Below are 23,253 nucleotides of genomic sequence, written 5' to 3'. Positions count from 1 at the left end.
GACCCCGAATTTTCACCCCGAATTTTCTGATCTGACCCCGAATTTTCTGGCTGCCTAAACCGGTCATCCGTATGCGAACGGTATGAACATGACAGCAGGGTGTTTTTTACCCATCAGCCCATAAGCAAGTACTGTGCATACTCCCGCTACTTTTGTTTGCAGTACCGAAGATACAAATCCACCTGCTGTGAAAGCTCATGCTCTGCGGGTGGATAGTATCTTTTGACAATTGTCCACATCTTCTCAGTTGCGGGAACACTTCTTAATATCAATGCATTAGGGATTAACCAAGCGACTGGTGCCATTTCCGTTTTATAAGGGCTAAATGGATCAACGCCGCTTGCCAATAAATAGTTTGCAATAGCTTCAGATTTCGCTAATAACGTAGCATCTTCAACAGCTGACACATCAAATGCAACAGCAAGTAAATAGGTCCCAAACTCAGTCAATAGCTGCTCATCAATTAAATGTTTATTTGATGGGTACTCGTAGATAAACAACGGACCATCAAGCCCATAGTATTGATGGAAGCTCCTCGGGTACTCATCCCTTCGTTCAACACACTCTTTCATTTCATTATCAGAAAGCAATCTTTGATCACAGTAAAGAGCTGTGTCTTGCGCTGCAAACTTTGATAAATCTAGCTGCTCACAGTACTTTTGACTGCATCCCTGAAGAGCGATGAGTATAATCAGCATTGAATGACGCATTTAATCCCCCATCAATGGAACAACATTGGTATAACCATTTCTTGGATTTACCACAAATTCATAATTTGGTTTTGGTATAGGAGGAGGGCTAACCAACCGAGCAGAAATCCTACGCCAACCTCTCGGGCCAGTGACAGCACTGGAACCTAGCTCCCAACCGTTCTCAGCTGCCTCAACAAATACCCCACTTATTTGACCATTCATATAACGTACATGGATGCTTCTTAAATCATCTGCCATCTGATGTGTGATTGTTGTCATATCCGCATTTTGAATGCCAGCCAACTCTGGATACCTCTCCCGGATTGCATCCCAATTCTGATCTCTCCTCCACTTGTTAAGCTCAGCCCTCCTTGAATTTGCATCTTCAGCAATCTGCTTAGCTGCACGATCCAAACGCCTGGTTGTGGCATCATCATTCAACAACCTAGAAAATGCTCCTGTCACAGCACCATTAGCAAACTTACCACCGGCCATGCTGGATGCAGTGCCACCTATCATCGCTGCTACAACTGCATTGTGCGTTCGGTCGCCAATTGTAGAGGCGCCCTCAACAAACAAGTTATCACCACCGGCCCAACTGGCAGCCTGGGTAAAGCCTGCGGCTGCAAAGCCATGGCCAAATTTGCCACCTTGCAGCACGCTGCCCATACCACCAACAGCACCATGAGCCATCACTTTACCGAAGTCAGCATTCATACTGTGTAAATGACCAAACATCCCTCCGGTAAAAGCGCCTACCAAAGCACCTTTTAATGTTCCGGTGGATACAGCTCCGGCTACAAAGCCTGTAATAGCGCCGACTGTCGCAGCTTTTAATCCCTCCATTATCGCCAAGTGGGGCATATAAACCGCTATGGCGATAGCCGCTATCGTCCGCCAATGCTTCTTAATCGACTTAAACAAATACCCACTAGGATCGGTATAACTCAGCGGATTATTCAGCACATAACTGTAGCGGTTAAAGTTCTGGCTGTTGGACGGGCTTTGCACGAACGGGTCGGTTTGCAGGAAGCGGCCTATATGCGCATCGTATATCCGCCCGCCCATCTGCACTATACCGGCATGGTCGACTTGCTGGTGGCCGGTAAAGCCCTGATGGGTTATTGCCAGTAGCGTGGTCAGGTTTAGCGCGATGCTTTGGCCGCTTTGGTTAAACACCGCCCTGCGTTTCCCGAATGCATCAAAGCTCAGCTTTTCCAAAAGCACACCAGCGGCATTGGTGATGACATCGACACTGCCCAAATGGTCGGTGTAGACGTAGCGGGTGGTGATGCTGTCACCACTGCGCTCAACAATGGCATTGCCTAAGTTTCTGCGGAAGCGCCGTTCACTGCCTTCAATTATCAGCTCGGTACCACCTTGCTGAATAATGGTACTGGTTTTGCCCTGCTCGGTGCTGTGACGCCGTACCTGGTTGCGACTGCCGTGGTGAACAAAGCTTAGTTGCGTTCGGGAATTTCAACACCCCGCTCAGTGAGCCAATCCACCACTTTTTGCATGTCCGCGATGACCTTTCTACGCTCTGGTGTATCTGCTGGATAGCCGGTCCAGTGCCTGGTAAGTATCGCTAAAAATCCGTAACCATTTTCATTCGCGAAATTATAATCAGCGCCACGCTCTAACAAATGCAGAGCAACATCATATTTAGGCCCTACGGTCGCAGACATTAGTAGGCATAATGAATTACCTAAAGGTGTCGGAATTGTACGAGCACTAATATCAGCACCATGCGCCAATAACATATCTATACCAGCTATGGCATTCGGATTGTAAATTATTACATGCGCCAGTGGCGTTTCCCCTTTAAAACCATGCTCATTCCCCTGACTTTCCAGAGCTGTGCTTCGCGCACCCGACACTAGGTTTGGATCAGCACCATGCTCTAAAGCAAGCCTCAAAAACTCGAGATTTTCATTTTGCGCAGCAAAAAACATCACTGACATACCATCATAAAAAATAGCGTTTGGATCTGCCCCCAGCTCTAATAAACGCCTAAATCCATGAATGTTATTTTGCTTGATGGGCCAATATAAAGGCGTTACACCAAGCTCCCCCCGAGCATTCACATCCGCCCCTTGCGCCACTTTCTGATCTATTTGCGCGATTCGACCACGCCCAGCAGCATCAGCCAATGCACGGCTTAGCTCATCTGGAAACATATGCCTTAATGGGATCCGACTAACAAACTCATAGCGCGAACTAGCATGCATCGCTCTTTGCTTAGAATCCATTCGTTTTATCGCCTCACTCAATTCAGGTGGTGCAGGTTGCGAAGGTATGGTATTCGCGCAGCTAAGCAGAAACGCAACACTTATATAAACACATAGCATCATTCTACGCTGCTTAGTACTCTCCATTAACAGGCATTGGTTGCGCGTCGACAGGCATGCCGCATGGTGTGCCGACCAGCAGGGCCTAATGAGACTTTTTGACCCGGGGTTGTAGTTGGCGTTACAGCATGCTACAACGAGATGTTTAAATAACAGGTAAAAATCAAAAGTTTTCAAGTCAAAACCCTCGCCTACTCCCGAATCTCCAAAATCCTACCGATTACAACCGAAAATTTTGCTACAGCAATTTCCCATTGGATAAAAGCACTCATAAAAGACTTATTTGTATCAGCCACAGCCATTCCTCACTGAACATACCGAAGTACTTGTTGCTTCTGCGCTCGAACCATTGTTAATTCTTTTTTTTCAGACCTATTTGAGCACCAGAAGCATGGTCACTACTGAACCTGCCGCATGCTAAAAGAAACTTAAGTTAAACATTAACACTTACGATGGCAAATATTTAGCTACCAATAGTAAAAATGCGTTGATTTTCTGTGCATAAATCGCATAGATTAGCAGCTGTTTTTATATCCTAATAATGAACAGGGAATTGTATGAATGCATCCGTATTGGCCAGCAGACTTTGCTTGTTGCTGCTGTCATTGTGGCTAACCGCTTGTGGCGGTAGCTCAGACTCTGACACAACTCCTCCTCCGGTGGTGAATACTCAACCCAACCCTTTTAGCTTTGCCAGTGTCAGTGATGCAGAACCATCCACCACCGTGACCTCGGAAAGCATCAGCGTAACAGGCATCAATGCAGCTGCCAGCATCGCCATTCAAAACGGTGAGTACTCCGTCAACAATGGTGATTTCACCAGCGGGACTGCCACAGTCAACAACGGTGCACAAATCCGTGTTCGTCATCAAACGGCTGCGCAGTATTCGACCAGCATAACCAGCACCCTAACCATTGGTGGTGTTAGCGCTGACTTCGTTAGCACCACACGCGATGAACCACCACCAGTAGGCGATGGCACACCACCAGTAGGCGATGGCACACCACCACAAGCCTCAGTGATTTTTCCCTGGAGTCAATCCAAAGCGAGTACCGGCACACTGCGGATCCGGGGAACAGCCAGCAGCCGAAATGGTATCAGTGCTTTGTCGGTAAATGGTGTTGCCGCCACAATTCAGAGTAGCTCTGCGTCTGCGGATCGTGTCAGTGCACAAAGTGTCAGTGCACAAAGTGACGAAGAGAGCGATGCAGATGAGTACGAATGGACGGCTGATGTTGAGTTGGATGCCTACAGCGATATCGAGCTGGTAGTCACTGTCAGCGATGCCGATGGCAATCAGGACGATGAAGCAGCCAAAGTCCGCACCAATACCCAACAAGCGCCCCTTTTTATTGCATACGATGCCGTCAATGAGCGCTTAATTGGTATGATGGACAACCGCGATGTGGTTTCAATGGATCTAACCGACCTCAGTGTTGATGTGATAGCGGCTGTCGGTGAAGCCTCTCAGTTCAGTTTGGATGCTGAGGGAAACCGCTTGTTCTACAGTCGTTATGTCAATACGACCTTGTATTCCTTTGTACTGGATTTAACTTCAGGAGAAATCAGCACCGTTGCCAGTGTTCAGCCAGAGCTAGCAGAAGAGACACATGTTCGTCAGGCGCGCACCCGTTTTGATGCAGTCAACCAACAGCTATTCGTTGTACTGGGCCTGGTAGAGCAAGATGCAACTTATGCTATAGACCAATTGTATCTGGTGGATTTGCTTGAGGAGAGCATGACCCTGCTATCAGCAAGCACAGAAGACGACACTCCCTTTTTACCCATTTTCGATATGGTACTGCATGATAACCGTCTGTTTGCACTGTCACAAAATGGTCAACTGATCGAAGTTGACACCATCACAGGTGAGCGCACTCAGCTGATGTACCTGGATAACAGCCCCAGGGTGTTAAGCGTAGGAACAACGCCTGAACAGCTTTTTATCGCCGGCTTTTCCGGTATCGTATCTGTTGATTTAACCCTACTCGAAGCACAGATGCTGTCAGCAGAGACAGCTGTGCTTGAGTTCCCGACCGCACAAATTCAAGACGCGATGCTGTTAAATAACGAAACCTTGCTAATTACAGATTCCAGCTTTGAAGTGGTTCTGCAGATAGATACCACCAGTGGCGAGCGCTCGGCTCTGCTAAGCTCTGGCATTGGCTCTGGCCGTGGTTTGTTGTCACCACAGTACCTGACCTTTGGCAGCAGCGCCGATATTCTCTACGTGCTGGATGACGGTCAAAATGCGGCAGAGTCCTTGTTTGCCATTGATCTGCAGACTGGCAACAGAACCCAGCTTATTGAAATTGTTCGCGAGTTTAATACCTACCCCAGCGGGCTCTTCTATAACGCTGCCACCGATGCACTGCTGGTTGGCTTAAGTGATGCCATATGGTCTGTTTCACTGACGGATAACAGCAAAACTGTGGTTAGCGATGCTGAAACCGAAAGCGGTATCGAAATCGATACGCTCAGTGGCGGGGACTTTGATACAGAAACGCAAAGACTGTACATGACACAATTTCAACTGGAAAATGCCATCCTGCAAATTAATGCAACCAATGGTGCTCGTACTTTGCTGGAGTTCGATGGCAGCGCGGGGCCGGCTGGGGTCATTACCGGCCTGAATGCTGCTGCCCTGGATGCTACTGGCAACCAGTTATTCCTTGCCAGTCAAAGCCAAAGCAGCATCTACCGGCTGGATTTGGAGACGCTGGAAACAGAGTTGCTGCTGGATAGCTGCACCAATAACATCGGACAGAATGTATTGGATATCGATGTGTCCGGTATTCAAAAGCTCAATTTCGATGCTGCGGACAATCGCCTGTTGATTGTGACAAGCCAAATCGCCAGTTACGATCTGGCCACAAGCCAATGCCAGATTGTTGGCGAAAGCCACGGGTATTACAACGTACTACCGTTGGACAATGGCACCATGCTCACCACGGGCCAGGCTGCCCTGAAACAACTGGATCCTGTCAGCCAAAAGCAGGTCATCCTGTCGAAGTAACGGTACCAGAAGGCTGGCTTTTAGCCAGCCTTTTTGCTGGTTTCTTCATCGTCCTTTCTCTATAATTCCCGCCCCTTTATTGCAGCTGAGTTTGCCATGCAAATTGTTCTCGCGCCGATGGAAGGCGTGGTTGATCACTTAATGCGCGATATGCTGACCCGCATTGGCGGCTTTGATCTGTGCATCACTGAATTTGTCCGGGTGGTGGATCAGCGGTTGCCGGCCCGGGTATTTCGGCGACTGTGCCCGGAGCTGGAGCACGGCGGTAAAACACCTGCCGGGGTACCGGTACGGGTGCAATTGCTTGGGCAAGAGCCGCATTGGCTGGCGGAAAATGCCGCCAAGGCGGTGCAGTTGGGTTCACCCGGTATTGATCTCAACTTTGGCTGTCCGGCAAAAACAGTCAATAAAAGCCGTGGTGGCGCGGTGCTGCTAAAAGAAACCGAGCAGCTGTATCAGATCGTCAAAGCCGTTCGCCAAGCTGTTCCCTCGGAGCACCCTGTCAGCGCCAAAATCCGGCTGGGTTACGACGATACGGCTCTGACACTGGACAATGCCAGCGCCATTGAAGCCGCCGGTGCCACTGTACTGACGGTGCATGCCCGCACCAAAACCGATGGTTACAAGCCTCCGGCCTATTGGCCCTGGATCGGCCGTATTCGCCAACGGATCGCCATACCGGTGATTGCCAATGGTGAAATCTGGACACCGGCTCAGGCCGCGCAATGCCAGCACGAAGCCAACACCCAGGACATTATGCTGGGACGAGGCGCTTTGGCGCTGCCCAATCTGGCAAAATGCATTCGCAGCGGCCAGCAGGCCATGTCGTGGCCCGAGGTATTGCAGTTACTGATGCGGTATTCCCAGTACGAAGTGGCGGGTGACAAAGGCAAGTACTACAGCAACCGCATTAAACAGTGGTTCAGCTACCTGAAGCTGCAATACCCTGAGGCAGAGGCTTTGTTTCGTCAATTGCGGGTGCTAAAACGCAACGACGAGATCCTGGCGTTGCTGCAACATGCGGAAAAGACCTTTACTTTATCGGCTAAGTCGCTACAATAGCCGCCGCACTTTTGTGTAAGTTTTAACCGCTCTTTTTCCAATAAGGTAATCGCTATGCATCCGATGTTGAACATCGCCATCCGTGCTGCCCGCAGCGCAGGAACACTTATTGCCCGCTCTTGCGAGCAGCTGGATATTGTCAAATCCACTGAAAAATCCAGCAACGACTTTGTCACCAACATCGACCGTGAAGCCGAGCAGCTGATAGCGCAAACATTGCGTAAATCCTTCCCTGGTCATGCTGTGGTGGGTGAAGAACTTGGCCAGCAAGGACCAGCAGACAGCGATCACCAATGGATCATCGACCCGCTCGATGGCACCTCCAATTTTATCCGTGGCATTCCTCATGTGTCGATTTCCATTGCGCTGAAAGTTCAGGGCAAGCTGGAACAAGCCGTGATTTACGACCCACTGCGCGATGAACTCTTTACAGCTTCTCGTGGCCGCGGCGCTCAGCTCAATGGCCGTCGTATTCGGGTGGGCAACCGGCCGGAATTGACCGGTGCCTTGCTGGCGACCGGTTTCCCGTTCAAACAAAAGCAATTGCTGCCGGTGTACAGCAGTCTGTTCAATAGCCTGTTCCCATTGGTGGCGGATATGCGTCGTGCCGGCTCTGCTGCACTGGATTTGGCCTATGTCGCTGCCGGGCGTTTGGATGGCTTTTGGGAAATCGGCTTAAAGCCATGGGACATCGCAGCCGGTGAACTGATTGTGCGGGAAGCAGGTGGTTTGGTGACCGACTTTGCCGGGGGCAACAACCAGCTGAAAAGTGGCAATGTGGTCGCGGCCAGCCCGAAAGTGTTGCAGGCCATGCTCAAAACCATGCGGCCGCACCTGACCGAAGAACTGATGCGCTAAAGATGGCGCCGTTATTAAACCCGGCCTGAGCCGGGTTTTTTATTGGGTCAAGGGCATGTGGTACTATGGAAGCTCAATCGGCAACCCCTGCTCCTGCCAGGCGCGGTAGCCGCCAGCCAGACTGAACACCTGTTGGTACCCCATCTGCTGCAAGGTCTGCGCGGCCAAAGCCGAGCGATAGCCACCGCCGCAGTACAAAATAATCCGCTGCTGTTTATCCTGCACCGTCTGTTCGATGTCCCGCTCGATAATGCCTTTGCCCAGATGCATGGCGCCAGGCAGATGGCCCTGTTGCCATTCGTGATCTTCGCGGGTGTCAAGCAACACATAGGGCGTCCCTTGCTGCTGCAGATCGGAAATCGTCATCTCATGGATGACGGCTTTGGCGGCGTTCACCAAAGCCAAAAAAGCCGGCGAGTGCTGCATGCTAAGCTCCATAAAAAATGCCAGTCGATGGACTGGCATTTTGTCGGTTATACCAACTTATAGCAAGGGTTCGGTATTCTCGCCTTCTTTTTCCACCGGCGGTGGCATCAGATCTTCGCGGCTGATGCCCAGCAACAAGGACATCGAGCTGGCAATGTAGACCGAGGAGTAGGTCCCAATCACCACACCAAACAACAGCGCAGTGGCAAAACCATGGATCAACTCACCGCCTTTGAAAAACAGCACCAAGAGCACCAAAATGGTGGTCACCGAGGTAATGATGGTCCGGCTCATGGTGCCGGTCAGGGACTCGTTCACCACCTCAATCGGCTCACTTTCGCGGATACGGCGGAAGCCTTCACGGATCCTGTCGCACACCACGATGGTGTCGTTCAGTGAGTAACCGATCACCGCCAGCACTGCGGCCAGCACCGTCAGGTCAAACTCCAGTTGCAGCAAGGAGAAGAGCCCTAAGGTCAGGATCACATCGTGCGCCAAAGCCGTGACCGCCCCCAGTGCAAAACGCCATTCAAAGCGAAAGGCAACGTAGATCAAAATGCAGATCAGCGCAGCCAGGGTGGCCAAACCGCCCTGCTCTTTTAATTCCGCGCCAACGCTGGGCCCAACGTACTCAATCCGGCGCATATCGACCCTGTCGGCATCGGCCTGGTCCAGCAGCCGCAGGATCTGCTCACCCAGGGTCACCTGCTCGATGTCGTCCCTGGGGCCAATGCGGATCAGCACCTCGCGGCTGGTACCGAAGTACTGCACCACCGCATCCGGAAAGCCTGCTTCTGCCAGCACAGCACGCACCGCTGTCAAATCGGCATCGCGCTCGTAACCCACTTCAATCACGGTGCCGCCGGTAAAATCCAGGCCCCAGTTCAGGCCTTTGGTGGCCATCAAACCGATTGAGGCGGCAATCAAAATACCGGACAACACCAGCGCCGGTATTTTAAAGCGCATAAATTGGATGGTTTTGGTAAAAGTAATCGCAATCATGCCGGCCTCCTTAAATTGGCAGTTTCTGCAGGCGGCGACCGCCCCAGATCATGTTGACCAGCACACGGGTACCCACAATGGCGGTAAACATCGAGGTGATGATGCCGATCATTAAGGTGACCGCAAAGCCTTTAATCGGCCCGGTCCCAACGCCAAACAGGATCAGCGCTGCGATTAAGGTGGTCACATTGGCATCGGCAATGGTCGACAACGCTCGGTCGTAACCATGATGAATGGCTTGCTGCACACTGCGCCCATCGCGAAGCTCCTCACGAATACGCTCAAAAATAAGTACATTGGCATCCACCGCCATACCAACCGTCAGCACAATACCCGCCATGCCCGGCAGCGTCAGGGTCGCGCCCGGGATCATCGACATGATGCCAACAATTAAGACCAGGTTGGCAACCAAAGCGGCATTGGCGACCAGACCAAAGGCCTTGTAGTAAAGCACCATAAACACCAGTACAGTAGCCAGACCGAGCATAATGGCGGTTTGACCCAACTCGATGTTTTCCTGACCCAGGCTTGGGCCTATGGTCCGCTCTTCAATGATTTGAATAGGCGCCAACAAAGCACCCGCCCGCAATTGCAGTGCCAAATTATGCGCTTCACCAGGATTATTAATGCCGGTAATCCGGAAACTGCGACCAAGCCGGGCCTGAATGGTGGCTACGTTAATGACTTCCTCGATTTTTTCCAACACCGGATCGCCATCCGGGCCAATCACATCGGTTGGTTTGTATTCGATAAAGACAGTCGCCATTCCACGGCCAATGGCATCACGGGTGGCCTGGGAGAACATATTGCCCCCCTGCGCGTCCAGCGAGATATTCACCTGTGGCCGGCCATACTCATCAAAGCTGGAGCTGGCACCGGTAATGCGATCACCGGTGAGCATAATACGACGCTGCAACACCACCGGGCGCCCGTCGCGATCGTAGTACAGCTGCGCATTGGGTGGCACCCGCCCCGCCAGTGCATCGTTCAAGTCAACACTGTCATCGACCAAACGAAACTCCAGCGTAGCGGTCGCCCCCAGAATCTCTTTTGCCCGGGCAGTGTCTTGCACCCCTGGCAACTGGACAATGATGCGCTCCCCCTGGCGCTGCACCACAGGCTCTGCCACGCCAATTTCATTGACCCGGTTGCGGATAATGGTGATGTTTTGCTGCAATGCATAGTCACGGATTTCAGCAATTTTGGCATCCGACATCCGAACTTCCAGGCTGAACTCCACCGGACCACTGCTGACATCCAGATCGCGGTCCTGACTGATCAATCGGCGAGCCGCCGTCAAATCCTCGGCATTGCGCAGCTGCACCAGCACGTTACCATTACCAACATCCGGTTGAATGTTGCTAAAGCGGATACGGGCTTCACGCAAGTCGGTGCGAAAAATTTGCGCCATGTCCTCGACTTGCTTATCGATAGCGGCCTGCATATCGATGGCCATCAGGAAGTGCACGCCACCACGCAAGTCCAAACCGAGATTCATCGGGCTGGCACCGATGGCAGAAAGCCAGCCGGGTGTGGTTGGAGCCATATTCAAGGCGGAAACGTAGGTATTGCCCAGGGCCTGATCGACCACACTCCGGGCCCGGAGCTGGTCTTCGGTATTAAAGAAACGAGCCAGCAACTGACCATCCTGCAGCTCGATGCCTTTTAGCGAAATGTTTTCCTCGCTAAAACGCCGCTCAAGCAACGCCAGGCTGTCCTGACCAACTTCGCCACCTCGGGTGGCACTGACTTGAATGGCGGGATCTTCCGGATACAGGTTGGGCAAGGCATACAAGGTGCCGACCAGCAACACCAGGATAACCAGGAAGTACCGCCATGCGGGGTTATGATTTAACACTCAAGGATCCTTTTGCATCAAAAGCTGTTGAATTACAGCGACTTCAGGGTGCCCTTTGGCAAGACCGCAGACACAGACGCCTTTTGCACAGTCACTTCGGTGCTGTCGTTCAGCGCCAGCACGATAAAGTCTTTTTCATCAGAAATCTTGCTGATGCGGCCAACCAAACCACCCTGAGTGAGAACTTCATCGCCTTTGCCCAGCGCGCCCATCAGGTTTTTATGCTCTTTGACCCGCTTGGCTTGTGGCCGGTAGATCAAAAAGTAAAAAATCAAACCAAAGGCCAGCAGCATGATCATCAGATCCCAACCACCGCCAGACTGGCCACCGGTTGTCGCGTGCGCATTTGCAATAAACAGACTCATCGTATTCCCCTTATAATCATTAATTAAGTGCTGGCACATCCATACCACGAGCGGCATAGAAGTCGGCAACAAATTGGTCCAAATTACCAGCGGCGATGGCTTCACGCAATCCCTGCATCAGTTTCTGATAAAAATGCAGATTATGGATGGTGTTCAGGCGTGCACCCTGGATTTCATTGCAGCGGTCCAGATGATGTAGATAGGCTCTGGAATAATTTTTACAAGTGTAGCAATCGCAATTTTTATCCAACGGCGATGGATCCGCCTTGTGTTTGGCATTGCGAATTTTGACCACCCCATCACTGACAAACAAGTGACCATTGCGGGCATTGCGGGTCGGCATCACGCAATCGAACATGTCGATGCCCCGGCGCACCGCCTCGACAATGTCCTCCGGCTTGCCCACGCCCATCAGGTAGCGGGGTTTTCCGGCCGGCATCTTGTCGGTGGTGTGGTTTAAAATGTTGATCATGTCTTCTTTTGGCTCGCCTACCGACAAACCGCCGATGGCATAGCCATCGAAGCCAATGTCTTCCAGCCCTTGCAAGGAGACATCGCGCAGCCCAGGGTACATGCCGCCTTGAATAATGCCGAATAAAGCAGATGGGTTGTCGCCATGGGCCGCTTTGCTGCGGGCCGCCCAGCGTAGTGACAGCTCCATCGACTTTTTCGCTTGCTGTTCGGTGGCCGGATAAGGCGTGCACTCGTCAAAGATCATCACGATATCGGAGCCCAGCGCTTGTTGCACTTCCATCGAGCGCTCCGGGGTCAGCATGATTTTTTCACCATTGAGCGGCGAGCGAAACAGCACGCCTTCTTCGGTGATTTTACGCAGCTCGCCAAGGCTAAACACCTGAAAGCCACCAGAGTCGGTCAGGATAGGCTTGTGCCAATGCATAAAATCATGCAAGTCGCCATGCAGCTTGATAATATCGGTGCCAGGACGCAGCATTAAATGGAAGGTATTGCCCAGACAGATCTGAGCTCCGGTGGCTTCCAGCTCTTCTGGCGTCATGCCTTTAACGGTGCCGTAAGTACCCACCGGCATAAAAGCAGGTGTATCGACCACGCCGCGCTCGAAAACCATTTGACCACGGCGTGCTTTGCCATCGGTCGCAACTACTTCAAATTTCACATCGAACCTCATACGCCGGAGAAACAGTCCGGCTTAACGGCCGCTATCTTACCCTGTCTGGTGGAAAATTGCGACGTTGGCCACATCTATCCAGCAGGCAGCGACCGGATAAACATGGCATCGCCATAGGAATAAAACCGGTAGCGCTGTGCCACTGCGGTCTGATACGCCTGCAGCACATGATCACGTGAGCTGAAGGCCGATACCAGCATAATCAGCGTTGATTCTGGCAAGTGGAAGTTGGTAATCAATGCATCCACCACCCGGAACTGATAGCCCGGGTAGATGAAAATCTGGGTATCGCCCTGAAAGGGCTGCAGTCCATCTTCTTGTTGCGCTGCACTTTCCAGCGCTCGTACCGAAGTAGTGCCCACCGCCACCACCCGATTGCCCCGGGCTTTGCATGCGTTTACCGCATCCACCACCCCTTGTTCCACCTCGATGTATTCGGCATGCATTTGGTGTGTCTTCACATCCTGCACCCGCACCGGCTGAAAGGTTCCGGCCCCGACATGCAGGGTGATAAAGGCGAACTCGACCCCTTTGGCCGCTAAGGCATCCAACAGCGGCTGGTCAAAATGCAGCCCGGCCGTCGGCGCTGCTACGGCACCCGGCTTTTGGTGATAGACCGTCTGGTAGCGCGCCTTGTCTTCATCGTTGTCCGGCCGGTCAATGTAAGGCGGCAATGGCATATGACCCAGCCGCTCCAACATGCTGAGCACCGTTTCGGTGCCCGCTGCCGCTTCATCGCTTAGCAGAGCCAGTTCAAACAACTCGCCCTGACGTCCCAGCATCTGAACTCTGGCTTCTTGCTCCAGCAGCAGCTCAGTGCCGGCTTTGGGTGATTTACTGGCCCGTACATGCGCCAAAAAGCGCCGCTCATCCAGGATACGCTCAACCAGGACTTCCACTTTGCCACCCGACTCTTTCTGACCAAACAAACGGGCCGGAATCACCTTGGTGTTGTTAAACACCAGCAGATCACCAGGGTTCAGCTCCACCAACAGATCGCGAAACACCTGATGCTGCAAAGCACCAGTCTGCCGGTCCATGCAAAGCAAGCGGCTGGCCGAACGCTCTGGCTGTGGATAACGGGCAATGAGCTCCTCGGGGAGTTCAAAGTGAAAGTCTGAAAGCTGCATACAACACCACTCCGGTACAAACCTATCGGCAGGTTAACGGGCCGCTAGTCTAAAGAGTGCCCGCCATCAGAACAAGAAAAATCTGCCTCGCAACCGCTGAAAAACGACTACACTTTAAACAGGAGGGTCCGATGCGATTTCCCTGTTTAATCCCGTGCATTGCCTTAACCTGGCTGCTAAGCAGCTGGAGTTTGGCGATGCCTGCTGCCAAGCCCGTCTCCACCGAGCTGAGCATCAATCCGATTTGGGTGGCCACCGATCTCTGGCCGGGTTTTACCGAGCCCAGTCAGCAAGGCGCTTACCTGCATTTGATGCAGCTTATTTTTCCGGCTGAGACGGAGGTTCAAGTCTATTTCACCAGCTTTATTCGTTCCATTTTAATGACCGAGCAACAACAGGTGCATATGGTTATCGGCATAGGCGCAAAAGACAGCAACAGCTTGCTGCTATCGGAATGGCCTTTTGACATCGATAAAATTGCTCTCTTGCATCTCGCAGGCCAACTTCATCTCAGCGACAAAGCCGATCTGGCAAAGCTCCGACTGGCCACCCAGCGTGGCTACAACTACGATCAGCTGCTGAATATCACCACTGAGAGCTACGAGGTGGACAGCATCCAAACCGGAGTCAGTCTGGTGAAAAACAATCGGGTCGATGCTTTTTTGGTCGAGAAAGCCGAGCTGCGCCATCAACTGCAGGAGCAGGAGCTATCCGGGTTGCAACTGGTATTTTTAAAGGGAGAGCCTATTTACATGGGGTTTGCCGACAATGAAGCAGGCCGGCAACTAAAGGCCTGGTGGGATCAACACTACCAATACTTTTACCGTGAGGGACTATTGCTTCCCTTGTACCAGCAATACCCCAACTTTCACTTACCCGAGCCAATCGAACCCTACCCAGAGTAATGCTGGAAAAAGTCGAGATAGCTTAAAGCTGACACTTTACCTGCAGTACCAGCCGAATCAACTCCGCCAACACCCGATAGCTGTGCAATTTGCTGGAGGTTGGCCGCCAGGCCACACCAATATCCCGGCTGGCCGGCCCGGTTGCCGGTGCCTGACAAATCAAATCCGTGCCCTGCAACAAGCCGGCATTGATGGCCAATTGCGGCATAAAGGTCACTCCCAGCTTATTATTAACCATCTGCGTCAGGGTGTGCAGGCTGGTAGCAAAAAATGGATTAACCTTGCGGTTGTCTTCCAGCTCACAGGCTTTGACGGCATGCCCTGTTAAGCAGTGCTCACGCTCCAGCAAAAAAATACTTTCATCCGGCCAGTGGCTGATATCTTGCTCGAAACCAGCCCCCTGCCAATCGCGGTGCATCACCAATTGAAACGGATCTTGTGCCAGCACTTCAGTGTGAAAAGCACCGGTTTCATAAGGCAGCGCCAACAACACCATATCGAGCCGGCCTTCAGCTAAGGCATGCAAAGAGTTATCACTGGTATCTTCCCGCAGCAGCAGCTGCAATTCAGGAAACTGCTGGCGACACTGCGCCATAATGTCACTCAGGACAAAGGGCGCTATGGTGGGAATGCAACCAAGGCGAAAAGGCCCGGACATCGGCTTGCCCTGACATTGGGCAAACTGACTGAGCTCTTCACACTGTTCAATAATACCACGCGCCTGGCGCACAATATCCTCACCCAGGGAGGTGAAAATAAAGGTCTTGTGGTCGCGCTCAAGCAACTGAGCATCCAGAGTTTCTTCTAAGTTAGCAATGGCAGCACTTAACGTCGATTGACCAATAAAGCAGGCTTCTGCCGCCCGGCCAAAATGCTGATGTTCATGCAGGGCTAACAGGTACTGCATTTGCTTAATGCTGGGTAAACGCTTCATATCGCTCCCTCTGAGTTCTGCCTGATTATATCAGGCTCTGCACCGATTGCACGACGTCCCTCACAGCCAACATTAACATCTTTACCTATTTCAGGTAATCAATCAAAGCCAAATCACCGAATAAAAATTTTTATCCATCAAAACAACAATAAGTTAGCGTTAAAGATGCGAAAACTGTGAATTACTTATTGAATGCATCATTCAATTGTTATAGGTTAAACATGCAACAATGTTCCAGGTTAATTTGCAAAAGCCAGGTCTACATTGACTCAGGTTGCCACCTTGTCAGGAGCTGTTTTGTCGTCTGTTTCTTTAGCAAGTGCGCTACAACCATAATCATAATAATCACCTTGGGAGGGTGAACTCATGTCGAAGTCCTCAAAAACTCTGGCTAATGCCAGAGGTAGTTTGTTGGCCATGGCAGTTTCTGCGGCATTAGCGGCGCCAATGGCGCTTCATGCTGCAGATCAAGCCGAGCCAAGCTCCAATCGTTTTATCATTCACTACAAGGCGGATCATCTGGCTGAGCAAAGCATCTCGCTGCGCCCTGGCCAAAGCCACGAGCAAGCTGCTTTGCAGGTATCTGCCCGCGCTCTGGAGCGCATGGGTGCAAAAACCAAGCTCATTTTAGGACCCCAGCGCGCTATTGCGGCTGAATTACCAGAAGCAGCACTGAAGCGTTTGCAAGCCGATCCAAGCATCGAGCTGATTGAACCGGATTTAGTTCGCTACCCGATGGCGCAGGAAGTCCCTTATGGCTTTACCATGGTTCAGGCCGATCAAGTCTCGGACCAGTTTGCCAGCAACCAAACGGTTTGTGTCATTGACTCAGGTCTGGACTTACCGCACGAAGATTTCTTAAGCAGCAACATCACCGGTACCAATGATCCGGGTACCGGCAACTGGTTTGAAGCCGGTGGCCCACACGGCACCCACGTAGCAGGTACCATTGCCGCTCTGAATAACGATGTTGGCATTGTGGGTGTGCTGCCCAATGGCGAAGTGAAGCTGCATATTGTCAAAGTTTTTAATGCCAGCGGTTGGGGCTATTCATCCTCGCTGGTGAACGCCATCAACGTCTGTGCGCAAAATGGCTCGACCGTTGTCAATATGAGCTTGGGTGGTGCTGGCTCCAGTGTCGCCGAGCGCAATGCCCTGCAAAGCATTTACGACTCAGGTGTGTTGTTGGTCGCCGCAGCCGGTAATGCTGGCAACACCTCATTGTCTTACCCTGCCTCCTACGACTCGGTAATTTCTGTCGCCGCGGTGGATCACACCAAAACGCTGGCCAGCTTCTCGCAGCGTAACGCTCAGGTTGAACTGGCAGCGCCTGGTGTTGATGTGCGCTCTACCTACCCGGAAGGCACCGGTGTAGAATCCATTTTGTCGGTCAATGGCGTTGCGTTTAGCCCGAACCCCATTTCAGGTGCTGGTTCAGGCAGCATGAGTGCCGAAATCGCCAGCTGTGGCCTGGGTCTGACCACCTGCGACGATATGGTTGGCAAAATCTGTCTGATGCAACGGGGTGAAGTCTCTTTCGCTCAGAAAGTGGAGTCTTGCCAGGATGGCGGTGGTGTTGCAGCCATCATCTACAACAACGAGCCAGGCAACTTCAGCGGAACTGTCGGTGATAACCCGACCACCACCATTCCAGCGGTCAGTTTATCGCAAGAGGAAGGTACTGTGCTGATGGGCCAACTGGGTGATGTCGCCAACTTTACCTCAGGTGCCAGCAACTATGGCCTGATGAGCGGCACCTCCATGGCTTCGCCACATGTTGCTGGCGTCGCGGCGCTGGTTTGGAGTCACTTCCCGCAGTGTAGCAATGCAGAAATTCGTGCAGCTCTGGCCGCATCGGCTGAAGATCTGGGTGCGCCTGGCCGTGACACCTCTTATGGCTGGGGCCTGGTTCAGGCAAAAGACGCTGTGGATTACTTAGCGGTACATGGTTGTGAAGGTTCCGATGAACCAGATGACCCGGTGGATCCGGATCCAGAGCCAGAACCAGGAAACGAGCTGGAAAATGGTGTACCGGTAACCGGTCTTGCCGGAGGCACTGGTGAGCAACTGTTCTTCACCATGGAACTGCCAGCCGATGCCAGCGATTTAGCCTTTGTCATGTCAGGTGGTACCGGTGATGCCGACTTGTACGTCAAGTTTGGCTCTGAGCCAACCTTAGGCGACTGGGATTGCCGTCCGTTCCGCTTTGGCAATGAAGAGCGTTGCGATTTTGCCACGCCGCAAGAAGGCACCTGGCACGTGATGATCAATGGCTACACCGCCTTTAGCGGCGTCAGCCTGGTCGGTAGCTTCACAGCACCGGAAGAGCCGGACGAGCCGGATGTACCGGATGCAGGTGGCTATGTGGTGAACGACATCAGCATTGCCCGCCGGACTTGGGATTACTACAGTGTGGACGTACCAGCCGGTGCTACCAGCCTGGTGGTTGAAATCTCCGGTGGCCGTGGCGATGCTGACTTGCACGTCCGTCATGGTGCTGTACCTACAGCCACTCAGTTCGACTGCAAACCTAACCAAAATGGCAACAATGAGACCTGTACCTTCACCAACCCGGCTGAAGGCACCTGGCACATTGGCTTGCATGCATTCCGCGCCGTTAGCGGTATGAAACTGGAAGTTCGTTACGAGTAATACGGCAACTTCTCCCTGCCAAACAAAAGCGCCGCTCTTTGAGCGGCGCTTTTTTATTGCGGTATCAGCTGTTTAGCTTTTTCTGGCCTGGGCCAACCCATCAATCCGCATCGCCTTCAAACGACGGCCTGATGCCGACTCATTGACATTCAGCACGTGATCGCCAATCCGCTCCAGACGGTTCAGCATGTCGATGAAAATAACACCGGCACGAGGCGCGTAATCACCGGCTTCCAACCGGCCGTAGTGATTGTTGCGGTACTCATCACGCAGCTTGTCGATTTTATCTTCCAGCACAATGGCATCTTTCAGGCTAACAGCGGAGGGCTCTTTCGCCACATTGTTTTTCATCGCCACAATCGAATGCTGCAAGGCCGTCATCATCACTGCCATTTCCTTGCTGGCATCTTCTGGCCAGCTGGATTTGGTTTCGACCATCCGCTCCGACAACTTGGAGACCTGGTAATAAATGTCGGCAATCCGCTCCATGTCGTTGATCATGGTTTGCATAAAGCGAATGCGCTCGGTCATCCAGTGCTCCAGGTTGGTGTGCTCGCTGACCCGCACCAGATAATCGGATATTTCCACTTCCAGCTGATCGGTCGCATCCTCGTATTTTTGGATTTTTTCCATCAGCTTTTCGCGGTTGCTGTCCGGGTCAAACAGCAGTTCATTGACCGACTCATGCATTTTCTCAATCACACCGGCAAATTGTTGAATTTCTTTCTGCGCCTGAGCCACCGACAAACCGGGCGAGGTCATCACACCGGCACTGATGTAACGCAGATGGAATTCCTCGTCTTCACCGCCACGATCCGGCTGAATGTACTCAACGAAGCGGATGAGGTAAGGCACAAAGGCAAACAGTAGCACTACATTGAGCACATTAAAGGTGGTGTGGAACAAGGACAGTGCCAGCGTGGCATTGGCACGGGCTTCCTGAGTGCTGTCCATCACCGATACCGGGTTGCCGGTAAAGTATTGCACCGCCGTGTCCATCAAACTCAGCATCGGGAAGATGATCGCCATCATCCAAAGCACACCGACGATATTAAAGAAGAAATGGAAACGCGCCGCCCGCTTGGCATGGACATTGCCCACCAAAGCCGCAATATTGGCGGTCACGGTGGTCCCAATGTTCTCACCCAAAATCATCGCCGCGGCAATCGGGAAGGATATCCAGCCTTCAAACAGCATCACCAGGGTGATGGCCGTTGCCGCCGAGGAAGATTGCGTTAGCAGCGTCAGGATGGCGCCGACCACCACAAACAGCAATAAAGACAAGTAGCCGTAGTCGGTAAAAGCATCCAAAAACGCAAACATCGCCGGATTGTTGTTGATATCCGGCACCGCGTCTTTGATAAAGTTCAGACCGATGAAGAGGATACCAAAGCCCACCATGGCCTCAGCAATGTTGCGCAGTCGGCTGTTACTGGAAAACAAAAAGGCAAAAAAGACCCCGATGACGGCAACCGCGATCGGGGTGATCTGAAATTTAAAGCCGAACAATGCCACCATCCAGGCGGTAATGGTGGTGCCGATATTGGCCCCCATAATGACGCCGGTCGATTGGACAAAGGTCAGCAGGCCAGCGTTGACAAAGCTGACAGCCATCACCGTGGTGGTAGTGGAGGATTGAGTTATGGCAGTGGTGCCAAAACCGGTCAAAACGCCGGTCAAGCGATTGCGGGTCATGCCGCCCAAGATACTTTTCAGTCGGTGGCCAGCTATTTTTTGCAGGCCTTCGCTGAAAATCTTCATACCAAAAATAAAAATCCCCAGCGAACCAATCAACTGGAGAAAATCAAACAATGTATAGCTCATGCGTTTTTGCCCTGAATAGGCCGTCTTAAAGGCTTTTCGCCTTCAAAAGCGGTCATATTTTATGCATTGGTGCAATTCAGTCGGCATTATAGCTGCGAACTAACGCAATAAAAATGAAATATTTCGATTTTATGACCATCAGCTGCGGGCATTGCGCTCCAGCTCAGACTCATCGCTGTGCCGCACCACTTTGCCCTTCACCAGATAAATAATGTACTCCGACAGATTTTTGCAGCGATCGCCAATGCGCTCTAAAGAACGGGCCGACCAGAGCACATTCATCACTTTGGGAATGGAGCGTGGATCTTCAATCATGTAGGTCATCAACTGGCGGGTAATGGCCTCGTACTCCCTGTCCACCCGCTTGTCTTCTTTGTAGACACTCAAGGCCGCTTCGACATCCATCCGGGCATAAGCATCCAGCACATCGTGCAGCATCTGCCAGACATGACGCCCGAGGTTGTCTAAATTCACCAGCAAGTCTTGCTGTTCGTTGTTGAAGGACTCAAGCGCCACCATGGCAATGCGGCGGGTTTCATCGCCAATGCGTTCCAAATCGGCTATGGTTTTTAAAATCGTCATCACCAGCCGCAAATCACTGGCTGCCGGCTGACGCCTGGCAATGATACGGGTGCACTCGTTGTCGATGGTGAGCTCCCAGTCGTTGACTTTGCGATCGTTGTCGATTACCTGCTGTGCTTTGTCGGTATCGCCATTGGCAATGGCCTGCAAGGCATGGTGCAGCTGCTGCTCCACCAGACCGCCCATCGCCATCACATGATTGCGAATTTGCTCAATTTCTTCATTGAACTGACTGGAGATATGGCGGGATAAGTGCAAAGTATCCATCGGGTGTCCTTAGCCAAAACGGCCGGTAATGTAATCTTCGGTTTGCTGCGAGGCAGGCTGCGTAAAAATGGTATGGGTGGCGGCCCACTCCACCAGCCGTCCCTGATTCAAAAAAGCGGTGTAATCCGACACCCGCGCTGCCTGCTGCATATTGTGGGTCACAATCACCACAGTATAGGCGGCTTTTAGCTCGTAGATCAGCTCCTCCACCTTCAGGGTAGAAATCGGATCCAGTGCCGAAGCCGGCTCATCCAGCAGCAGCACCTCGGGTTGCAGTGCAATGGCTCTGGCGATCACCAGCCGCTGCTGCTGGCCGGTCGATAGGGTCAACGCATTTTGATGCAAGCGACTTTTCACTTCACTCCATAGCCCAACCTGCTTTAAAGCCGACTCAACCTGCTCATCCAGATGCCGCCGGCTGCGCTCGCCCTGCAGGCGCAAGCCAAAGGCAACATTGTCGTAGACCGACTTGGGAAAAGGGTTGGGCTTTTGAAACACCATGCCAACCCGGCAGCGCAATCGCGCGACATCGGTCTCTGGCTGGTAAATGTTCTGACCATCCAGCAGAACCTGCCCTTGGTTGCGACAATCAATCATCAGCTCATTCATCCGGTTCATCGCCCGTAACAAGCTGGATTTGCCACAACCGGACGGACCAATCAAGGCAGTCACCTGATTGGGCGGGATGGTCAACTCAATGGAGTCCAGCACCAGCTGATGCTGGAACCACAACGAGAAATCACGAATGGCTACTTTGGTTTGCATGGTAGTTGGCATAGTGGTTTGCATAGCTGTTGGCATAGTCACTCTAATCAATTAACCGGTACTTACGGCGTAAGCGCTGGCGCAACAAAAAGGCACTCAGGTTCAGCAGCAAAATCAGTGTCAACAACACCAGGCCGATGGCATACACCAGCGACATGGCGACCTCGGCATCCGGGCTTTGAAAACCAACATCGTACAAATGATAGCCCAGGTGCATGAACTTTCGCTCCAGATGAATAAACGGAAACTGCATATCGACCGGCAACTGCGGTGCAGACTTCACCACCCCCACCAGCATTAGCGGCGCTACCTCACCGGCGGCACGAGCAATGGCAAGGATAAGACCGGTCAACATGGCCGGAGCCGCCTGAGGCACCACTACTTTCCAGATGGTTTCAGCCTGAGTCGCGCCCAGCGCAAAGCTGCCCAGCCGCTGAGCCTGCGGCAAACGGCTCAGTCCTTCTTCGGTAGCCACGATCACCACTGGTAGCGTCAAGAGCGCCAGGGTCAAGGCCGCCCAAAACAGGCCGGGCGTGCCAAAAGTGGGAGCTGGCAGCTGATCCGCGTAGAACAGACGATCAAGACTACCACCCAGCACATAGACAAAAAAGGCCAGCCCAAAGACCCCCATGACCACCGATGGAATGCCGGCCAGGTTGTAAACACTGGTGCGAATTAGCTGAGTCAGCCAGTTTTTCGGCGCATACTCGTGCAAGTAAATCGCCGCCAAAATGCCAAAAGGCGTCACCAGCACCGCCATCAACAGCACCATCACCAAAGTCCCAAAGATGGCCGGGAAAATGCCACCGGCACTTTGATTTTGACTGGGTGCTGCTGTCAAAAAGTGACGCCACTCCTGCCAGAAAACCGCCCCTCGCTGCCACAAGCTTAACTGATTGGGCAACCAGTAGGCACGGATATCCTCTGCCGGAAGCAGTACCGGCCGTTGTGAAGCCAGTTCCAGCCAAAGCCCGGTTTCTGCCTGCTCCTGGCTTTGCCAAACCTCGGCAGCGTCAAGCATGGTGCCATAAAGGGTGCGGCCATCATGCAGCTGCACCAGCACTGCATTCGATGGTCGCTCAGGCAAAAGCTGCTGCGCTTCGAGCAGCAGATAACGCCCCGACGAAGCCGTATTCTCCGCATTCTCCTTGCTCAGCCCATCACCACGGTCCAGCAGCCAGAGCCCGTTTGTCGCCGCCTCGGAACGGTCCGATACCTGGCGAACCAATCGGCCCAGCTGGGGTGTGTCCTGCTCGCTAAGCTGGAATTGCACCAAGGGCGCAGGCCAAAAGTGCTGCATGCCTTTCACCGCAATCAGTCCCAACAACGCCATAAACAGGCCAAGGCACAACAGCAAGGCAGAAGCGCTAAGCCATACCCAGGGACTGCCTTGTTGCCACCATTGCCGCATTGTAG

General features: G+C 52.5%; 19 protein-coding genes. 5 read left to right on the top strand and 14 right to left on the bottom strand.

Going from position 1 to position 23,253, the window contains the following annotated elements:
• Positions 1-146: 146 nt before the first annotated feature.
• From Q3O59_RS09540 to Q3O59_RS09530, 3 genes are all read right to left on the bottom strand, one after another.
• Positions 147-710, bottom strand: coding sequence for a hypothetical protein (locus Q3O59_RS09540; protein WP_305945364.1), 564 nt, complete (start codon positions 708-710; stop codon positions 147-149).
• The gene (locus Q3O59_RS09535; protein ID WP_501986009.1) at positions 711-1,985 is read right to left on the bottom strand and encodes an RHS repeat domain-containing protein; all 1,275 of its coding nucleotides are present in this window, start codon (positions 1,983-1,985) and stop codon (positions 711-713) included.
• 167 nt (positions 1,986-2,152) lie between these two features.
• The gene (locus Q3O59_RS09530; RefSeq protein ID WP_305945362.1) at positions 2,153-2,944 is read right to left on the bottom strand and encodes an ankyrin repeat domain-containing protein; all 792 of its coding nucleotides are present in this window, start codon (positions 2,942-2,944) and stop codon (positions 2,153-2,155) included.
• A gap of 656 nt (positions 2,945-3,600) precedes the next feature.
• On the opposite strand from Q3O59_RS09530, the gene Q3O59_RS09525 reads away from it, so the two are divergent.
• From Q3O59_RS09525 to suhB, 3 genes are all read left to right on the top strand, one after another.
• The gene (locus tag Q3O59_RS09525; RefSeq protein ID WP_305945361.1) at positions 3,601-6,060 is read left to right on the top strand and encodes a hypothetical protein; all 2,460 of its coding nucleotides are present in this window, start codon (positions 3,601-3,603) and stop codon (positions 6,058-6,060) included.
• 96 nt (positions 6,061-6,156) lie between these two features.
• The gene (dusC, locus tag Q3O59_RS09520; protein WP_305945360.1) at positions 6,157-7,122 is read left to right on the top strand and encodes a tRNA dihydrouridine(16) synthase DusC; all 966 of its coding nucleotides are present in this window, start codon (positions 6,157-6,159) and stop codon (positions 7,120-7,122) included.
• 54 nt (positions 7,123-7,176) lie between these two features.
• Positions 7,177-7,980, top strand: a complete 804-nt coding sequence (gene suhB, locus Q3O59_RS09515; protein ID WP_305945359.1) for an inositol-1-monophosphatase — start codon at positions 7,177-7,179, stop codon at positions 7,978-7,980.
• A gap of 63 nt (positions 7,981-8,043) precedes the next feature.
• Here suhB and Q3O59_RS09510 read toward each other — a convergent pair whose 3' ends face one another.
• The 6 genes from Q3O59_RS09510 to queA form a co-directional block, all read right to left on the bottom strand.
• Positions 8,044-8,406, bottom strand: coding sequence for a rhodanese-like domain-containing protein (locus Q3O59_RS09510; protein WP_305945358.1), 363 nt, complete (start codon positions 8,404-8,406; stop codon positions 8,044-8,046).
• A gap of 57 nt (positions 8,407-8,463) precedes the next feature.
• Positions 8,464-9,408, bottom strand: a complete 945-nt coding sequence (secF, locus tag Q3O59_RS09505; RefSeq protein WP_305945357.1) for a protein translocase subunit SecF — start codon at positions 9,406-9,408, stop codon at positions 8,464-8,466.
• Positions 9,409-9,418: 10 nt separating this feature from the next.
• Positions 9,419-11,266 carry a protein translocase subunit SecD gene (gene secD, locus Q3O59_RS09500; protein ID WP_305945356.1) on the bottom strand — a complete coding sequence of 616 codons (1,848 nt, stop codon included), beginning with the start codon at positions 11,264-11,266 and terminating at the stop codon, positions 9,419-9,421.
• A 32-nt stretch (positions 11,267-11,298) separates the two neighbouring features.
• Positions 11,299-11,631: a preprotein translocase subunit YajC gene (gene yajC, locus Q3O59_RS09495; RefSeq protein WP_228589573.1), complete on the bottom strand. Its 333-nt coding sequence runs from the start codon at positions 11,629-11,631 to the stop codon at positions 11,299-11,301.
• 19 nt (positions 11,632-11,650) lie between these two features.
• Positions 11,651-12,766: a tRNA guanosine(34) transglycosylase Tgt gene (tgt, locus tag Q3O59_RS09490; RefSeq protein ID WP_228589572.1), complete on the bottom strand. Its 1,116-nt coding sequence runs from the start codon at positions 12,764-12,766 to the stop codon at positions 11,651-11,653.
• 86 nt (positions 12,767-12,852) lie between these two features.
• Positions 12,853-13,908 carry a tRNA preQ1(34) S-adenosylmethionine ribosyltransferase-isomerase QueA gene (gene queA, locus Q3O59_RS09485; RefSeq protein WP_305945355.1) on the bottom strand — a complete coding sequence of 352 codons (1,056 nt, stop codon included), beginning with the start codon at positions 13,906-13,908 and terminating at the stop codon, positions 12,853-12,855.
• Positions 13,909-14,039: 131 nt separating this feature from the next.
• Here queA and Q3O59_RS09480 point away from each other — a divergent pair, with 131 nt between their 5' ends.
• The gene (locus Q3O59_RS09480) at positions 14,040-14,813 is read left to right on the top strand and encodes a substrate-binding periplasmic protein (protein WP_305945354.1); all 774 of its coding nucleotides are present in this window, start codon (positions 14,040-14,042) and stop codon (positions 14,811-14,813) included.
• Positions 14,814-14,835: 22 nt separating this feature from the next.
• Here Q3O59_RS09480 and Q3O59_RS09475 read toward each other — a convergent pair whose 3' ends face one another.
• Complete coding sequence (locus Q3O59_RS09475) at positions 14,836-15,747, bottom strand: hydrogen peroxide-inducible genes activator (RefSeq protein ID WP_305945353.1); 912 nt, start codon at positions 15,745-15,747, stop codon at positions 14,836-14,838.
• 366 nt (positions 15,748-16,113) lie between these two features.
• On the opposite strand from Q3O59_RS09475, the gene Q3O59_RS09470 reads away from it, so the two are divergent.
• Entirely contained in the window at positions 16,114-18,399 is a 2,286-nt protein-coding gene (locus tag Q3O59_RS09470; RefSeq protein WP_305945352.1) for a S8 family serine peptidase, read from the top strand.
• Between the two features lie 72 nt (positions 18,400-18,471).
• Here Q3O59_RS09470 and Q3O59_RS09465 read toward each other — a convergent pair whose 3' ends face one another.
• From Q3O59_RS09465 to pstA, 4 genes are all read right to left on the bottom strand, one after another.
• Positions 18,472-20,223, bottom strand: a complete 1,752-nt coding sequence (locus tag Q3O59_RS09465) for a Na/Pi cotransporter family protein (RefSeq protein WP_305945351.1) — start codon at positions 20,221-20,223, stop codon at positions 18,472-18,474.
• Positions 20,224-20,361: 138 nt separating this feature from the next.
• The gene (phoU, locus tag Q3O59_RS09460; protein WP_228589566.1) at positions 20,362-21,072 is read right to left on the bottom strand and encodes a phosphate signaling complex protein PhoU; all 711 of its coding nucleotides are present in this window, start codon (positions 21,070-21,072) and stop codon (positions 20,362-20,364) included.
• 9 nt (positions 21,073-21,081) lie between these two features.
• Positions 21,082-21,873 (bottom strand): phosphate ABC transporter ATP-binding protein PstB, encoded by a 792-nt coding sequence (pstB, locus tag Q3O59_RS09455; RefSeq protein ID WP_369812376.1) that lies wholly within the window; start codon positions 21,871-21,873, stop codon positions 21,082-21,084.
• Positions 21,874-21,880: 7 nt separating this feature from the next.
• Complete coding sequence (gene pstA / locus Q3O59_RS09450) at positions 21,881-23,248, bottom strand: phosphate ABC transporter permease PstA (protein WP_305945349.1); 1,368 nt, start codon at positions 23,246-23,248, stop codon at positions 21,881-21,883.
• Between the last annotated feature and the right edge of the window lie 5 nt (positions 23,249-23,253).

Origin of the sequence: Alkalimonas delamerensis, assembly GCF_030717955.1 — a bacterium.
Lineage (GTDB): Bacteria > Pseudomonadota > Gammaproteobacteria > Enterobacterales > Alteromonadaceae > Alkalimonas > Alkalimonas delamerensis.
The sequence above is the reverse complement of the archived record's forward strand: the minus strand, read 5'-3'. Positions and strand labels throughout refer to the sequence as shown.

Coding starts and splice junctions, on each gene's coding strand:
- Q3O59_RS09540 (WP_305945364.1), bottom strand. CDS start 710: ATGCGTCATTCAATGCTGATTATACTCATCGCTCTTCAGGGATGCAGT.
- Q3O59_RS09530 (WP_305945362.1), bottom strand. CDS start 2,944: ATGGATTCTAAGCAAAGAGCGATGCATGCTAGTTCGCGCTATGAGTTT.
- Q3O59_RS09525 (WP_305945361.1), top strand. CDS start 3,601: ATGAATGCATCCGTATTGGCCAGCAGACTTTGCTTGTTGCTGCTGTCA.
- dusC (WP_305945360.1), top strand. CDS start 6,157: ATGCAAATTGTTCTCGCGCCGATGGAAGGCGTGGTTGATCACTTAATG.
- suhB (WP_305945359.1), top strand. CDS start 7,177: ATGCATCCGATGTTGAACATCGCCATCCGTGCTGCCCGCAGCGCAGGA.
- Q3O59_RS09510 (WP_305945358.1), bottom strand. CDS start 8,406: ATGCAGCACTCGCCGGCTTTTTTGGCTTTGGTGAACGCCGCCAAAGCC.
- secF (WP_305945357.1), bottom strand. CDS start 9,408: ATGATTGCGATTACTTTTACCAAAACCATCCAATTTATGCGCTTTAAA.
- yajC (WP_228589573.1), bottom strand. CDS start 11,631: ATGAGTCTGTTTATTGCAAATGCGCACGCGACAACCGGTGGCCAGTCT.
- queA (WP_305945355.1), bottom strand. CDS start 13,908: ATGCAGCTTTCAGACTTTCACTTTGAACTCCCCGAGGAGCTCATTGCC.
- Q3O59_RS09480 (WP_305945354.1), top strand. CDS start 14,040: ATGCGATTTCCCTGTTTAATCCCGTGCATTGCCTTAACCTGGCTGCTA.
- Q3O59_RS09475 (WP_305945353.1), bottom strand. CDS start 15,747: ATGAAGCGTTTACCCAGCATTAAGCAAATGCAGTACCTGTTAGCCCTG.
- Q3O59_RS09470 (WP_305945352.1), top strand. CDS start 16,114: ATGTCGAAGTCCTCAAAAACTCTGGCTAATGCCAGAGGTAGTTTGTTG.
- Q3O59_RS09465 (WP_305945351.1), bottom strand. CDS start 20,223: ATGAGCTATACATTGTTTGATTTTCTCCAGTTGATTGGTTCGCTGGGG.
- phoU (WP_228589566.1), bottom strand. CDS start 21,072: ATGGATACTTTGCACTTATCCCGCCATATCTCCAGTCAGTTCAATGAA.
- pstB (WP_369812376.1), bottom strand. CDS start 21,873: ATGCCAACAGCTATGCAAACCACTATGCCAACTACCATGCAAACCAAA.
- pstA (WP_305945349.1), bottom strand. CDS start 23,248: ATGCGGCAATGGTGGCAACAAGGCAGTCCCTGGGTATGGCTTAGCGCT.